Origin of the sequence: Winogradskyella bathintestinalis, from assembly GCF_030407435.1 — a bacterium.
Lineage (GTDB): Bacteria > Bacteroidota > Bacteroidia > Flavobacteriales > Flavobacteriaceae > Winogradskyella > Winogradskyella bathintestinalis.
Genome location: NZ_JASDDK010000014.1, coordinates 1 through 14,066, shown reverse-complemented (window position 1 = coordinate 14,066; position 14,066 = coordinate 1). Strand labels below are relative to the sequence as shown.

17 protein-coding genes are annotated in these 14,066 nt (G+C 30.0%); all 17 read right to left on the bottom strand.

Annotation, left to right across the window (positions count from 1 at the left end; translation table 11 throughout):
* Positions 1 to 256 precede the first annotated feature (256 nt).
* The 17 genes from QMA06_RS16015 to QMA06_RS15935 all read right to left on the bottom strand — a co-directional run bounded on the left by QMA06_RS16015 (position 257) and on the right by QMA06_RS15935 (position 13,894).
* On the bottom strand, positions 257 to 796 hold the full coding sequence (locus QMA06_RS16015; protein ID WP_290207924.1) for a TPM domain-containing protein: 540 nt from the start codon (positions 794 to 796) through the stop codon (positions 257 to 259).
* A 155-nt stretch (positions 797 to 951) separates the two neighbouring features.
* Positions 952 to 1,179 carry a hypothetical protein gene (locus QMA06_RS16010; RefSeq protein WP_290207923.1) on the bottom strand — a complete coding sequence of 76 codons (228 nt, stop codon included), beginning with the start codon at positions 1,177 to 1,179 and terminating at the stop codon, positions 952 to 954.
* Between the two features lie 3 nt (positions 1,180 to 1,182).
* Positions 1,183 to 1,485, bottom strand: coding sequence for a hypothetical protein (locus QMA06_RS16005; protein ID WP_290207922.1), 303 nt, complete (start codon positions 1,483 to 1,485; stop codon positions 1,183 to 1,185).
* A 158-nt stretch (positions 1,486 to 1,643) separates the two neighbouring features.
* Positions 1,644 to 2,867, bottom strand: coding sequence for a DUF3883 domain-containing protein (locus QMA06_RS16000; protein WP_290207921.1), 1,224 nt, complete (start codon positions 2,865 to 2,867; stop codon positions 1,644 to 1,646).
* A 165-nt stretch (positions 2,868 to 3,032) separates the two neighbouring features.
* The gene (locus tag QMA06_RS15995; RefSeq protein WP_290207920.1) at positions 3,033 to 3,617 is read right to left on the bottom strand and encodes an SMI1/KNR4 family protein; all 585 of its coding nucleotides are present in this window, start codon (positions 3,615 to 3,617) and stop codon (positions 3,033 to 3,035) included.
* Positions 3,618 to 3,758: 141 nt separating this feature from the next.
* On the bottom strand, positions 3,759 to 4,592 hold the full coding sequence (locus QMA06_RS15990) for a hypothetical protein (protein ID WP_290207919.1): 834 nt from the start codon (positions 4,590 to 4,592) through the stop codon (positions 3,759 to 3,761).
* Between the two features lie 191 nt (positions 4,593 to 4,783).
* Entirely contained in the window at positions 4,784 to 5,173 is a 390-nt protein-coding gene (locus QMA06_RS15985) for a hypothetical protein (protein WP_290207918.1), read from the bottom strand.
* Positions 5,174 to 5,343: 170 nt separating this feature from the next.
* Positions 5,344 to 6,348, bottom strand: a complete 1,005-nt coding sequence (locus QMA06_RS15980; protein ID WP_290207917.1) for a hypothetical protein — start codon at positions 6,346 to 6,348, stop codon at positions 5,344 to 5,346.
* A gap of 763 nt (positions 6,349 to 7,111) precedes the next feature.
* Positions 7,112 to 8,107 (bottom strand): hypothetical protein, encoded by a 996-nt coding sequence (locus QMA06_RS15975; protein WP_290207916.1) that lies wholly within the window; start codon positions 8,105 to 8,107, stop codon positions 7,112 to 7,114.
* 245 nt (positions 8,108 to 8,352) lie between these two features.
* The gene (locus QMA06_RS15970; protein WP_290207915.1) at positions 8,353 to 9,438 is read right to left on the bottom strand and encodes a serine hydrolase domain-containing protein; all 1,086 of its coding nucleotides are present in this window, start codon (positions 9,436 to 9,438) and stop codon (positions 8,353 to 8,355) included.
* A gap of 21 nt (positions 9,439 to 9,459) precedes the next feature.
* Entirely contained in the window at positions 9,460 to 10,005 is a 546-nt protein-coding gene (locus QMA06_RS15965; protein WP_290207914.1) for a GNAT family N-acetyltransferase, read from the bottom strand.
* A 226-nt stretch (positions 10,006 to 10,231) separates the two neighbouring features.
* Positions 10,232 to 10,711, bottom strand: a complete 480-nt coding sequence (locus QMA06_RS15960; RefSeq protein ID WP_290207913.1) for a WapI family immunity protein — start codon at positions 10,709 to 10,711, stop codon at positions 10,232 to 10,234.
* A 151-nt stretch (positions 10,712 to 10,862) separates the two neighbouring features.
* Positions 10,863 to 11,297, bottom strand: coding sequence for a PH domain-containing protein (locus QMA06_RS15955; protein ID WP_290207912.1), 435 nt, complete (start codon positions 11,295 to 11,297; stop codon positions 10,863 to 10,865).
* A gap of 139 nt (positions 11,298 to 11,436) precedes the next feature.
* Entirely contained in the window at positions 11,437 to 12,357 is a 921-nt protein-coding gene (locus tag QMA06_RS15950; RefSeq protein WP_290207911.1) for a glycosyltransferase, read from the bottom strand.
* A 332-nt stretch (positions 12,358 to 12,689) separates the two neighbouring features.
* Entirely contained in the window at positions 12,690 to 12,986 is a 297-nt protein-coding gene (locus QMA06_RS15945) for a hypothetical protein (protein ID WP_290207910.1), read from the bottom strand.
* A gap of 193 nt (positions 12,987 to 13,179) precedes the next feature.
* On the bottom strand, positions 13,180 to 13,590 hold the full coding sequence (locus QMA06_RS15940) for a hypothetical protein (RefSeq protein ID WP_290207909.1): 411 nt from the start codon (positions 13,588 to 13,590) through the stop codon (positions 13,180 to 13,182).
* A gap of 76 nt (positions 13,591 to 13,666) precedes the next feature.
* A complete protein-coding gene (locus tag QMA06_RS15935; protein WP_290207908.1) occupies positions 13,667 to 13,894 on the bottom strand; it encodes a hypothetical protein in 228 nt (75 codons plus the stop codon).
* Positions 13,895 to 14,066 lie beyond the last annotated feature (172 nt).

Here is a 14,066-nt window from a genome sequence, read left to right as displayed (position 1 = left end):
GTTGTGTTTTTTAATTTTCAGCGTTCTGATTTGCGATTAGATTTTTAGTAGAAACTTCTCAAAACTTAACAGACTAAACTCTTAATTTCCGTAAAATTGTAGGTGCGCAGAATATGTTTGCCAACGTGATTGTGTATGATTAGTGGCGTGTTTAAGCACCTAATTTAGCAAATAAAAACCGAATAGAAAGTCCGCGAGGACTTTCGTAAGTAGGCGAGAACCAGCCATTAATTATACACGGTGTTGCCAACAGTACTTATTTCCACTTTTCTATTAATTCTATCACACCTTTTTTAATTCCGCTATAAAATTCTCCGTTTTTAAATTCAGGTATTATTTTTTCTTCAATTACTTTTTTACAAATTTCGTCAGTCAAAATCAATTCGGTTCCAGTTCCAGTTGCAATTCCGATTTGTCTGCAAGGATTGCAAACAACTATTGTCAATCCGTTATTTTTATCGGCAGTTCCAACTCCCCAAGTTTGTCCTAAATCCGTTGCGTATTTTTGGATGTCATTATAAGGTTTTATGCTGTCAATTGTAACAACTACAATTTGTCTTGTCGTCTCGATATCATAATCATAAAGAATTTTCGATAATTCACTTCGTTGCGATTCCGTAAAAATTTGTCCGTAATCATTTATAATTCCAATTGATTTTGGAATAGAATTTTTTTCCGTTTCCGAAAAATCAATTTCAGTAGTTGGTTTTTTAGTTTCCGTTTCTTGAGCAATTCCTTTGCAGGTAAGGAAATTCAAAGTCAAGAAAAGGATTAATATTTTTGTTCCGATTTTCATTTTTCGTATTGTTGGCAACGTGTTTGTGTATGGTTAGTTGCGTGGTTTAGCGACTAAGTTAGCAAACTTTTACGAACCTGTGAATATTCCGCAGGAATATTCGCAAGTAGGGAAGAACCTAGCAATTAATTATACACGGTGTTGGCGTGTCGTTTTTATTTCCGTAATTCTTTTTCAGTCATTTCAGGATTATATCTTTTTCCGTCTTTGTCAAAGCTCCAAACATTCGAAACTTCACGTAATTCAGGTAATTCAGTTTCTTCTGATTTAACTTTTTGTTTTATAATTCTCCGAAATTTTCTATTTGCGTCTTGTTTATTTTCCTTTTCAGATGTTGCAGTTGTGATTCCGTGAATTTTTGTTTTCTTTTTAGACCTACTCATAATTCAGGCATTTGCATATTTATCAATCAGTTCATAAAGTTTATCTTCTATGAATTCGGTTTTTTTTGATTCAAAGACTTCTTTTGGTTTATCCCAATCATTGTTATAAATGACATATATTTTATAATTCTCTGTGTAAAATCCAACATCTAAAATCGGTCCTTCGTGATAAATATGACTTAATTGTAAAATATTTTCTGTTTTTTCAGCAGTGACTAACCAATTTTCGTCAGATACGAATCCGTTTTGGTCATATTCAATATTCCATTGATTTATATTACTCGATATTTTACTGTTTTTAATCATTTACTCGATTTTTCTCAAATGCACGCCAACGTGATTGTATAAAGTTAGTTGCGTGGTTTAGAGACTAAGTTAGCAAATAAATCCCGAACAGAAAATCCGCGAGGATTTTCGTAAGTAGGCTTGCACTAGCAATTAATTTTATACGGTGTTGTAACCAGTTATTTTGTGTTCATATTTAATTTATATAAAACAGGTTCTTTCACGATATTGTTATCGTTTAATAAATCCGAACTTTTAATTCTCCATATTTTTGGTCGTTTACTATCAACTTCGTAAATAATATAGAAATAATAATTGTTTTCATTTTCTGCAACTTTTAATTCGTTTGCAGAAAGAAAGATATTGCTTTTTCCAATTTTCTTCAACGTTGATTTAACTTCAATAAGTTTTTCGGTACCGTCCAATTCATAAGATTTTATGTCATAACCAACACTATCGTCTCGTTCAGAAATTGGGTCAACTAAATCTGCTAAATTTTTTTTCCCGTTTTTCTTTAAATATTGTCTTTCTGCTCTTAAAACAATTTGTTCTCCTCTGTCTCCAATTCTTTTAAATTTTCTTGAACGGTTAGAATAGTCAATTTTTGTTCCTTTATTTTTTCCTTTTTCTTTCGGTTCAGGAAGTTCATTTATTTGTAAATCAACGTATTCAAACTTCAAGTTTTCAATCGGTGGGAAATCTTTAAGATTAAATTTTTTGAGTTCTTTAGAAATATTATCTTCTTTAATTTCATCATTGGGCTTGCCAAAAGATGAATACAAGAATTTACTAAATTCATAAATAGTCCATTCTTTCATCACTTTGTCATTATTCTTGAAATTAAGCAACAGCGCTTGTTTATCCAATTCCGATTTTGAATCATTATCTAAACCAAAGATGTTTATAAAATAATTTAGGTGTTTAGCCGAAAATATGTTTAGAAATTCGTTCGGATAATAAACTGACAATATTTTCCCTTTGAACATTGGTGAGATTGGATTTTTCTTTAAAATCTTATAGTCATCTTTGTTTTCTATAAGTTCAACTATGGCTGAAAGAATTTTCTTTAGTGCTATATTTTCATCAGTTCCGTATTCTTTACGTCCAATTCGATATTTTGATTTTGATTTTTTTCCGAATTTCCCATAATATAAACCAAACTTTACTGCAAAACTTCCGTGTATATTTCCCCAATCATTAAGGTCATTTTCTATTCGATTACAGAATGTTGCCCCTCCTTTTCCAGTAATATATTCGTCTATTAACAATTCAGAAATTCGGTCAGTTGTATAGTTAGATGTGAACTCTTTCCGTAAACTATTTATTTCCTTAAAACCTGTATTAAAATCTGGTCTAATTTTTTCAAATTCAATTTGGTAATCTCTTAATTCAGTTATTTTCATTGAAGTTCAAAGGTTGGTTTTAATTGGTTACAACGTGTTTGTGTATGATTAGTTGCGTGGCTTAAACACTAAAGTTAGTAAATAAATCACAGATAGAAAATCCGCGAGGATTTTTGTAAGTAGGCTATAACCAAGCAATTAATTATACACGGTGTTGTGCGTTCGTTATTGTTTTCTATAATAATCGTTCAATTTTATTATAAATCGATTTCCTCTTTCTCTATCAGCTGTCATTAGCTCTTTAAAACTATTTGAGTAATGATGTTTTGTCGTCAAATCTTCGTGGTCAATAAATACAACAGGATATTCATTGTTTTCTCTTTTAATATTAGAATCAAAACATAAATGTCCAAAATCTTGAAAATTTGCAAAATAAATGAGTCCAATCTCTATTAAAAATTCAGGCTCATATTCAAAGAACCATTCTTTAAATCCATCAAGACTTTTATCTGGTAAATGAGTCGGAAAGTTTACTGCAAAATCAGGAATATCTAATTCATAAAAATGTTTATACTTCAAAAAATGACGATAGGAAAGAGGTAATTCAGTCCCAATCACTTTTTCCAGTTTTTTCAAGTCAGAATCATCAAAAACACTTGGGATTGGTTTCCAACCTTTCCAGTCATTGTCAGATTCAATAGTTGAATCAAACATTTCGTTCGGCATATTTGGGTCAGGTATTTTCATTAGAATCTCTTCTTTAGCCATTTTGTCTAAAGTTTCATCTACTATTTTTTCTAACCATTTCATATTTTTCAGGGTTCTGTTTTAATGACGCACAACGTGTTTGTATAAGATTAGTGGCGTGTTTTAGCACCAAACTCAGCAAATAAGCACCAAATAGAAAATCCGCGAGGATTTTCGTAAGTAGGCGAGAACTAGCCATTAATTTTATACAGTGTTGTGCGTTCGTATTTTTATTAATTCGTTAAATATTTTTGTCTTTTTTACTTTAAGATTCTTTTCATTCTTATCATACTCTGTAAACCCAAAATAATCAAGAAACCTTTCAAAAGTTCTGATTATATAAGTTCTTTTTGGATTGTCGGCAAATTCTAATTCAGGATTTTTGCTTTTAAAATCAAAAGCTTTTAAGTATTTATCTGCATAAAATTCAGGGTTTCTGTATTCTTTTCCATATTTGTCGAGTAATATTAATGTAAATCCAAATCCAGATTGTGCTATTTCTTCATTGCTGAACCCATCAAAATACGACCAATTAAATTTCTCTGTAAATGTTTCAAATATGTTCCGAAATAAAAGATTGTCATTATTTATTTGTTCAATTCCTTTTTTCGTTAAAGTCAATTTGTTATTTCGTTTTTTGACAAGAGTTGATAATTCTACCAGAATTTTAGCAAGATTTATGGTCGGCACATCAGACTCTTTGTATAATTTGGAAATTCCATTTTCGATAAAATAGTCCTTTAAAAAACCTTTTCCATAAAGTTTAGCCACAATTTTCGTAGGCAAAAATCCTTTATTCGTGAGTTTTAATTCCTTTTGTTCGTTTATTAAATTGAACAGAAATTTAACTTGATTGAAAATAGGAACATTTTGATAAGTATTATGATTTGCGTTTAATATTTGTATAGGACTTTTAGAATCAAAAGTGTTGTAAAGAATAATTTGCATTTCATTAGGTGAGTAGCCTTCAAAATCAGCAACAGGTTCATTATTTTTCTTGTTAATTGCTTCTATTACGTATTTTTCTATGTTATCCATTTTTTCTTTCAGAGTTCTGCTGTTATATGACGCACAACGTGTTTGTGTATGGTTAGTTGCGTGGTTAAGCAACTAATTTAGTAAACAAAAACGTGCCAGAGAAAATTCCGAAGGAATTTTCCAAGTAGGCACTTGCCCAAGCAATTAATTATACACGTTGTTGTAAACTGTGCTTTTTTCAGTTCCATTATTCAATTCCGATTATTTTTTAATTTTAATAATTCGTTTGTCGATTTTAAATATTCATTAATCAAATCCTCGGGTTTTAAATATCCCCATTCTTCATAAATTTCGTGTTGTTTTGTTATTTCCAATTCAGCCATATCGTGATAAATCCAGAATTTAGAATTTCCATCAGAAGTCAGCGTAATCATTTTCACAATTCTATTTTCGTTATTTAAATCGGAATGCTCCGTTATTTCGGTTTCATATGAAATTCTGCTATCTGCTAAAAGGTTTTCTAATTTAGAAACTAATTCATTTTGGAATCCGCTAAAACCTGAATCGTTTAATTCTAAAGGTTTTTTCCAATTAAGAATATGGTTTTTATTCCACTCTTTTTTTTTGGAAGATTTAAACATTTTTGTCAATAGGTTTTTCAATGAATCTCGATTTTCAGCATTGTTTACAACGTGTTTGTGTATGATTTCGTTGCGTGTTTAAGCACTAAAGTTAGCAAATAAATCACAGATAGAAAGTCCGCGAGGACTTTCGTAAGTAGGCTAGAACTAGCAATGAATTATACACGGTGTTAGGGTGCGTTATTTCTGTATTCATATCCAATTTTATTCAGCCAATCGAGTAAAAATTCCCATTGTGGTTCAATCCATTGCGATGTCAAATGGTAATTGTTACAAAAAATTTCTCTCGCATAATATCTTGTTCTTCCATATTCGTCTTTTATTGGTCTGCTTTGGTTTTTTAAAATTTCGTAATTCGAGTTAAAAATCCGCTTTGAATATTCAGGTTTTTGTAGTTCGTTTATCTCTCTCGCAGACAGTAAATTTTGTTCAAATGCTTTTCTAAAACTATGTTGAACAAATTGTCCAATTTTCATTCCGTTAACTTCTCGTTTTTTACTCGTAACTCTCGGAACAATAGTTTTGGTAACAATTCCAGTTGATTCTACTTTTCGATTATCAAGTTTCATTAATTTTATTGCTCTTGAAAACAGTTCAGACGTATCGTGTTCCTCGTCTATATTTTCCAAAAGTGAATCTACAATCTCGGAATAGAATTGTTCATTTGAGATAAAGTCAATCGTAATGTTTTCATCGTTAATTACTTCTTTTGCTTTAATCATCAAATCTTCAATTATCACTTTTGTGGCAGGATTGACTTTTGGTGTAATAAAATAGGAATTAAATTTCTCGTTTTCATCGAAGTAAGATTGCATTATAAAAATAGTCCTGAAAATCTTTTTAATAATTCTAAATGCAGTTTCAGTTTTACTACCATAATTTAATCCAGCAGAGTGAAAAGCAACATCAATTCCGTAAACTGTTTCTTCGGCTGTATTTATTCCCAAAACATCAATTTCAGCCTGTTTAATTAGTTGTTCGAAAGAACTGTTTTTAAAAATTCCGCTAAAATATTCTGAAGAAGAAATCTTTTGAAATAATTCTCTTGCTCTTTCAGTTTCGTATTCCGTTACAATCCATTTTCCGCTCGTTCTCCAATTAGTTTGGACAATACGACAACCCTCAGAATGTTTTAAATAACTATAAATTAATGATTCGGCAATCTCTATTTTCATCTAGAATTTTCTGATTTTGACGGATGTTCGTTTTAATGCACCCTAACGGTTTAGTATATGATTTGTAGCGTTGTTTCAGCCAGTAAGTTAGCAAATAAATACTTAAACAGAAAAATCGCGAGGTTTTTCGTGAGTAGGTTAGAAGCAGCTATAAATTATATACATTGTTAGCTAAGGTTTTTTCTTTTTTACGTGCTACTCCTTTATGTATTTCCGAACGATTTGTTTTTCAGACGTTGATTGATTTTTTACTTAAATATCAAAAAAATCTCCGAATTATTATTCCGTTTTTTCCGCAAAGAGAATCAGTTTTGTTTTTCAACCTAAATTTTCGTGACATCGAAATTGATTGATCTAATCAACTAATTTCAAATTTTTTAATCAGCGAACAGTTCAGCAGTACTTTTTGCCATTCCGCTTATCAGCCAAAAGTTGAGGATTGCTATAATATTGAAGTAATGATCAGAAGTTGGGTAAGCCTAAATTGGCTCGTAACGTTCCGCCAGAGTAAGAAATTCCAGCGTAATATTTTTTAAGGTTCAGCTTTAAATTTCAGCGTAGTTTTGATTTGAAAATAAGCACAGAATTTAGTGATTGCGTTGAAATTGCAAGTTAGCCCAAAATCTTTGCTAACGGTTTTGTGTATGATTTCGTTGCGTGTTTAAGCACTAAAGTTAGCAAATAAATCACAGATAGAAAGTCCGCGAGGGCTTTCGTAAATAGGCTATAACTAGCAATGAATTATACACGGTGTTGTATACAGTTATTTTTCTAATGCTTTCATTTTATAATATGCGCACTTTTCATTTTTAGTTATTTCTTTGATTAAAAGCATTCCGTATCCTGAAATATCTTCAGAATTTTCGTTGCAAATTTTTGTGAAATCTTCAAAAAATGAATCTTTATGAAATTTGTTCAAATTATCTATCATAGAAAATGAATTGGACATCATCGAATTTTTAAATTCCTCAGATATTTCTGATTTTCTAACGTGGGAAATATAATCTACCATACTCTCATTTATTAGAATATATCTAATTGCAACATGTGGATGAGATTTTTCTTTATAATAAATTTCGTTTTCTGCATTAAGATTGAAAAATTTGAATACTCCAATTGCTGAAGTTGCTAAAGAAATTAAATCACAAAGAAATCCGTCTGTTTTATATTCGTTATCAAACTTTTGCCAAATCTGATGAATATCTTGTGTTAGTTTCATAGAAGCGAAAATATCTGCGTCAACTTCATAAATATGATTCTCAATATTAAATTCTTCTGATTCTTGAATTGATTCATTAAAACTTTTATCTAACTCTTCTCCATTGTTTTGAATTAAGTGTCCAATTTCATGATTCATTAAAAAGATAATAGCAGAATTATACATAAATTCCATTACGGAACTATTTTTTTCAATAAGAATTTCGTTCAGTTTTTGAATTGGTTCTCCAAAGATTTTCTCGGTCAACTTTTCGTTGTCTAAAAATGTATTCTTTAGTTTATTTATTGTTCCAATATTAATACTAACTAAAGTGCTTTTTCCTTTGATATAAGCCTTGGCATTTACTGTCCTTTCATTTTTATAAAAAAAGAAATTAGGGTCAATATTATATAAATCTGAATTATTTTCAATCAGTTGTTTGTAATATAAAAATAGTGGGTTGCAAAGATTTTCAAGAGGTGTTTCTAAGTAATTGAAAATTACATCATTATCTATTAGTTTATGTTCAGTAATGTCAGAAATTTCTTTCTTGTAGCTCATTTTTTTTAATTGTATACAACGGTCTTGTATATGGCTCGTAGCGTGCAAATTAGAAAATTATTTTCGGATTAAACACAAGCCAGATTTTTAAATTTTACTATTTATCTTTTTTTTTGGAAATCGTCAAATTTAAAAATTTGGCGACTTTCCAAATATACCTTAATTTCGTTTAAGCAACTAATTAGCTATGAGCTATATACGTTGTTGTAAAACGTTTTTTTTTGCTTTGTTTTTCGTTCAAATTTCTATTCTTTGTCTGCAATTTGTGCTTTGAAAAAATCTGCAACTTTCGAAGCTCCTTTTTTTCCGCCATCATCGATATTTGATAAAATTACTACCGTATAATTATCTTCCATAAAGTCCATCAATTCGCAATGAATTCCATACCAACCACCACTATGTCCAATAATTGTTTGATTGTATCTTTGGTCTATGTCTATTCCATATCCTATAAACGTATTGTAACCTTTGGTTTTTGGTTCGAACATTAATTTAGTGGTTGTTTCATTTAAAAGATTGTAGTTTCTTAATGCTTTTGAAAAATTAAATAAATCTTTAGCGGTCGAATAATAGAAACCACCTGGTGAAGCTTTTGTCAAATAGTAATCGTTTCTTTTTAAAATCTTATTTTCTCCAAACATTGAGGTGTAACCGCTTGCTTTATTCTTAACTATAGAATCAACCTCTATTTCTGTAGTCTGTCTCATTTCAGCGATTTCAAAAATATTTTCTCTTAAATAGTCATAATAACTTTGACCGCTTACTTCTTCAATTATTAATCCTAAAACTACAAAACCAGAAGCACTATAATTATATTTTGTTCCGGGCTTTGACAAAAGAGTATCTTTAGCAAAAATTGGAACAAATTCTGAAACGCTTTTGTATTCTAAATTTTTCATTTCATTTTCATTCGCTACATAAAAATTGTCAAGACCAGAAGTATGTGATAATAATTGATGAATAGTAACAGAATCTCTTACCAACTTGTTCGGATAATCTGGTAAATAAGTGCCGATAGGAACATTTAATTTTATTTTATTCTGCTCGTAAAGTTGCAAAGTGGCAACAGATGTAAACATTTTAGTGATTGAAGCTATATTAAATTTTGTTTCGATATTGTTCTTTATATCGAACTCAATACTTGAAAGACCGTAAGCTCTTTGCTCTAAAATTTTATCATTTTTTGCTACCAATATTGTTCCCGAAAAATCATCTGATTTTAGATTATCAAGAAAAGTAGTGGTTTCACTTTTCTTTTCAACCTTATCTGTGCTACAGCTAAATAAGCAAAGAAATAAAATTGTACAGAAAAAAAAATGTTTAAAATTCATAAGGTCATTTATTAAATTGTTTTAAGAGGTTCTTTCATTCCACTTTTCAAGTGTTATTTGATAAATATATACCGTGTCACCGTGAAATTCTATTGTTCTATCATTTTGCATATCATTATTCAAAGCAACTTTTGCTGAATTGGGATTTTCCGTATTTATAATAGAAATTAATCGTTTCGCATATTTGTTTTCAAATGCAAAATCTCTACATTTTTGTGAAGCTTCTGTCGCATATCCTTTTTGTCTGTAATTAGGTAATATTGAATATGCTATTTCCAACTCCTTAAATCCATTAAGTTCACGAACTAAAAGACCACTCTGACCAATTATTTTATTCGTCGATTTTTCAATTAAAACATTCTGTCCGCCTAAATTATTTTTATATCTCTCATAAGTCCACTCAAACCATTTTTCACATTGTTCTTTAGGTGTTCCAATTTTGTCCATTCCTAATACTTTAGAAATTTTTTTATCTTGAAATAGTTCAGTCCACTCTTGAAAATCAGAATCTTTAAGTAGTCTAAATTTTAATCTCTTTGTTTCTTGATTTTCTAATGTGTATTTCACTATGTAGGTTTTCTTAAAATGTTTTACAACGGTCTTGTATATGAAAAGTAGCGTAGAAATAAACGCTAACCATTCGGATGAAATACAAGCCGAATTTTTAAATTTTACTATTTATTTTATTTTTAGGAAATCGTCAAATTTAAAAATTTGGCGACTTCGCAAAAATGCCTGAACTATTGTGTTAGCAGCGTCTCGCGCTATTTTTTATATACGTTGTTGGCAACTGTTATTTTTTCGCTATTCCTTGCATTCCGCCGTATTTATTTACAATTTGATTTAGTTGTTCTACAGTATTTTTCAAATAAGATTGGTCGCTATTAAAATCAAATTCCATAATATTATCAGTCGCCAAATTTTCTTGATATTTACCCCAAATCGAAACTTTTCCGAATATATATTTAACGGTTAGTTCCAAATTGCTTTCATACGAATTAAATTCCGCTAATCCATTTAGTTCGGTTTGGCACTTTTTAATTTTTTCATAAAAATCAAATAACTCGCCAGTTGATGAATAAAATTGACTTCTAACATTATATCCGCCAACTTTTATGTCAATTCCGACAACACAATCATATCCGCCAAAATGGCTCGTTCTGTTGGGAAAACCAAAAACTTCATTAATCCGAATTATCAAAAAACCGTCTTGTCCTTTTAATTCAAATTCTTCCATTATAAGTTCATATTTTGGTTTTTTAATAGTTGCCAACGTGTTTGTATATGGTTTGTTGCGGGTTTCAAGTAACTAATTTAGTAAATAATTATTGACCAAGAAAGTCCGCGAGGACTTTCGTAAGTGAGCAATAAGCCAGCAATAAATTATATACGGTGTTGTAAGCAGGCTTTTTTCGTTCATATTTTTATTCGGTTGTAATTTTTATTTTTTCATTTAATTCAAGTATTTTTTTCACGAAAGATTCATTCGTTTTCGGACTAATATAAATCTCATTATATTTTTCATATTTTATTATCAATCCATTTCGAGCTGTTGCAGGTTTTAGTCCAGACCAAAGTGTTTTTCCTTTAATTATCTCGTGGATTTTGTCAATTTCAATTTTCCCACTTATAGGACCACTTTTATATTTCAATTCAGTTTGTGTCAGTTCATAATTCGTTCCCAAACCTAACCAAATTAAAAATCCTGCGACTGCCAACATAAAAATGTCAGTCCACATAAAATTATAATTCTCAATTCCATCAGAGAATATTCTATAGAGAATAATTCCAATAAAAAATCCAATTATGATAAATCCTATTAATTGAAATAATATGTCTTTCCTACTCGTAAATTTCATTCGTAGTTCTGATTTTTAGCTTGCTTACAACGTGTTTGTGTATGATTTCGTTGCGTGGTTTAAGCACTAAAGTTAGCAAATAAATCACAGATAGAAAGTCCGCGAGGACTTTCGTAAGTAGGCTATAACCAGCAATGAATTATACACGGTGTTGTAAACCGTACTTTCTTACTTTTTTATCCGCTTTCTTATATCCAATTCTTAATCCAATATACTGAAATTTCGCTAAAATCTCATTCGTTAAATTCCTTTCGTTTGGTCGGAATAGAGTAGGTCTTAAATCTGTTTTCCATAATTCCTCCACAATTCGATTTCCCTCTCCATATCTTTTAAATCTCTTATAAAACCCAATAATTCCATCTGAAAAATCGTGGACTGCAACACTATCAAAAGCATAAGATAAATTTCCGATTTTTGAAAGTCTTAAACCTAAATCTACATCTTCTCCGCCTGCAATTGCAATTTGCTCGTTAAAACCATTAATTTCATTAAATGCTTTTTTCCAAATCAGCGTATTAGCTGTAATTAAATATTGTGGAACGAAATTGCCATTTTCATCGTAAGTTTTTAATGGAATTAGTATTTCTTGACTCTCGTAATATTTTGAAAGTTTATCATTATCCAATGATTTTATATTTCCAGCGTAAGCAACAGAATTATTATCAGCTTTCAGATAGCCTTTTAAAATTGATTTTGTCGGAATACAATCACTATCGTTAAAAAGTAACCATTTTCCTTTTGCAATTTCCGCACCTTTGTTTCTTGCAGATGCTGGTCCAATTTTTCGGCATAGTTTTAATTCAATAGGCAAGCCGAAATTCAGAAATTCAGATTTTAATTCAATTGCTGGATTTGAATTATTGTCCACAATTATTATCTCTTTCGGAAAGTCAGTTTTTGAGTGAGTTTCAAAGAATTTAGTTAAATAATTATCTATTCCTTTTTGGTTGTCTTTTACAGGAATTACAATCGAAATTTCGTTTTTTGCAATTCGTTCTGACGATTTTTTTTCCGTCTTCTTTTCATCTGTGAAGAAGACTAATCGACTTATTAATGTCATTCGTAGGTGTTTTTAGGTATGGTTTACAACGGAATTGTGTATGTTTAGTTGCGTGGTTAAGCAACTAATTTAGTAAACAAGTACGAACCTGAGAAAATTCCGAAGGAATTTTCCAAGTAAGCACTTGCCATAGCAATTAATTATACACGTTGTTGCCATTTCGTTCTTTTTACTAAATTAATAATTATTCGGCTTAATTGAGTTTTTTGTTTTTCAACATTTGAGTGAATTCAATCAGCGTATTGTTCTGCAATATTTTTCAATTCCGATTGAGTGAGTAATTCCATAGCTTGCTAAATTCCGTACTCAATTCAGTTGCTTTTAAATCTGTATCATATTCTTTGTCCCAAAACAACTAAAATTGGAAGTATTCCTCCAATAGTTGCTAGTGGATGTTTGAGAAGATAATTAAGAAACTTCATTTGAGTTAAATTGTAATATCGAATTTCCAATACTAGAAAAATAATATAAAGCCATAAATAATAATACATAGCAAAATAAACGGCAAAAATCTGTAATCCATCTTTCAACATAGTTACAGCAAACAAGATAGCTCCCAAAAAGTTAACTACTCTAATAATCTTTGTAGTTAAAAATTTACTCGGTTTCTTTTGGTTTATTTCGGCCATTAATTTTCTAACGTTAAATTATATTTTACGATTCTGATTGCGTTCCGCAATGAATGGCAACGTGTTTGTGTATGATTTCGTTGCGTGTTTAAGCACTAAAGTTAGCAAATAAATCACAGATAGAAAGTCCGCGAGGACTTTCGTAAGTAGGCTATAACTAGCAATGAATTATACACGGTGTTGGCAATAGTTTTTAGAATTTTATACTGTAGGTAATTGTGTTGTCTTTCTCCACTTTACCTCCAATCTTGGCATCTATTTTTTTTAAGAGAAGATTAAGATTTCCCTCATTTTTTGAATTTAGGGTAATATCAATCGATTTTGCACCTCCCGCTCGAGCAATTTCAATAGTTTTTGTTGCCAATTCCATTTGTTTTTCCAGTTTTTCTGTATCATCAAATAAATTAAAAAAACCTTTAAAAATCATTGATATCATATTAATCAAATTTTTGAACATACCTTCAATGTCCACATCGAGAGTCAGATTGTCAGTTACAGTTATTATTTCGCCAGTAGTATTTCGGTGGTTTATTAATTTTTTTAAATCTTCTTGTGTATTAATTAAACCGTCTTGGGTTGTTAAGTCAAATTTTAGGTTCTCCATTTTTAAATTATCTAATTATTGTTTTTAATCGCTCTAAATTCAGAAATTTATTCGTTTTTTTTTTTTAATCTAAAATCTACCAATTTTCCATATCATTTTCTTTTCCTTTTCTGTTAAGTAAATCTAAAAGCTTGTTAATTCTCTTTTTGTCATTTCCAAAATTACTATCTTTCTCTTCTTGTAATTCATTACGTAAATCCCAAAATTCTTCAAGAAATTTTTGACTTCGGCTGTAATCAGAGTCAGATTCCATTTCATCAATCATTGTATCCACTTTATTTTCTAAAACTATTAATATTCCCATAACATTACTTTATTATATCGTTTTTTTTTTTTTTTTATTATTGCCAACGTGTTTGTGTATGATTTCGTTGCGTGTTTAAGCATTAAAGTTAGCAAATAAATCACAGATAGAAAGTCCGCGAGGACTTTCGTAAGTAAGCTATAACTAGCAATGAATTATACACGGTGTTGTA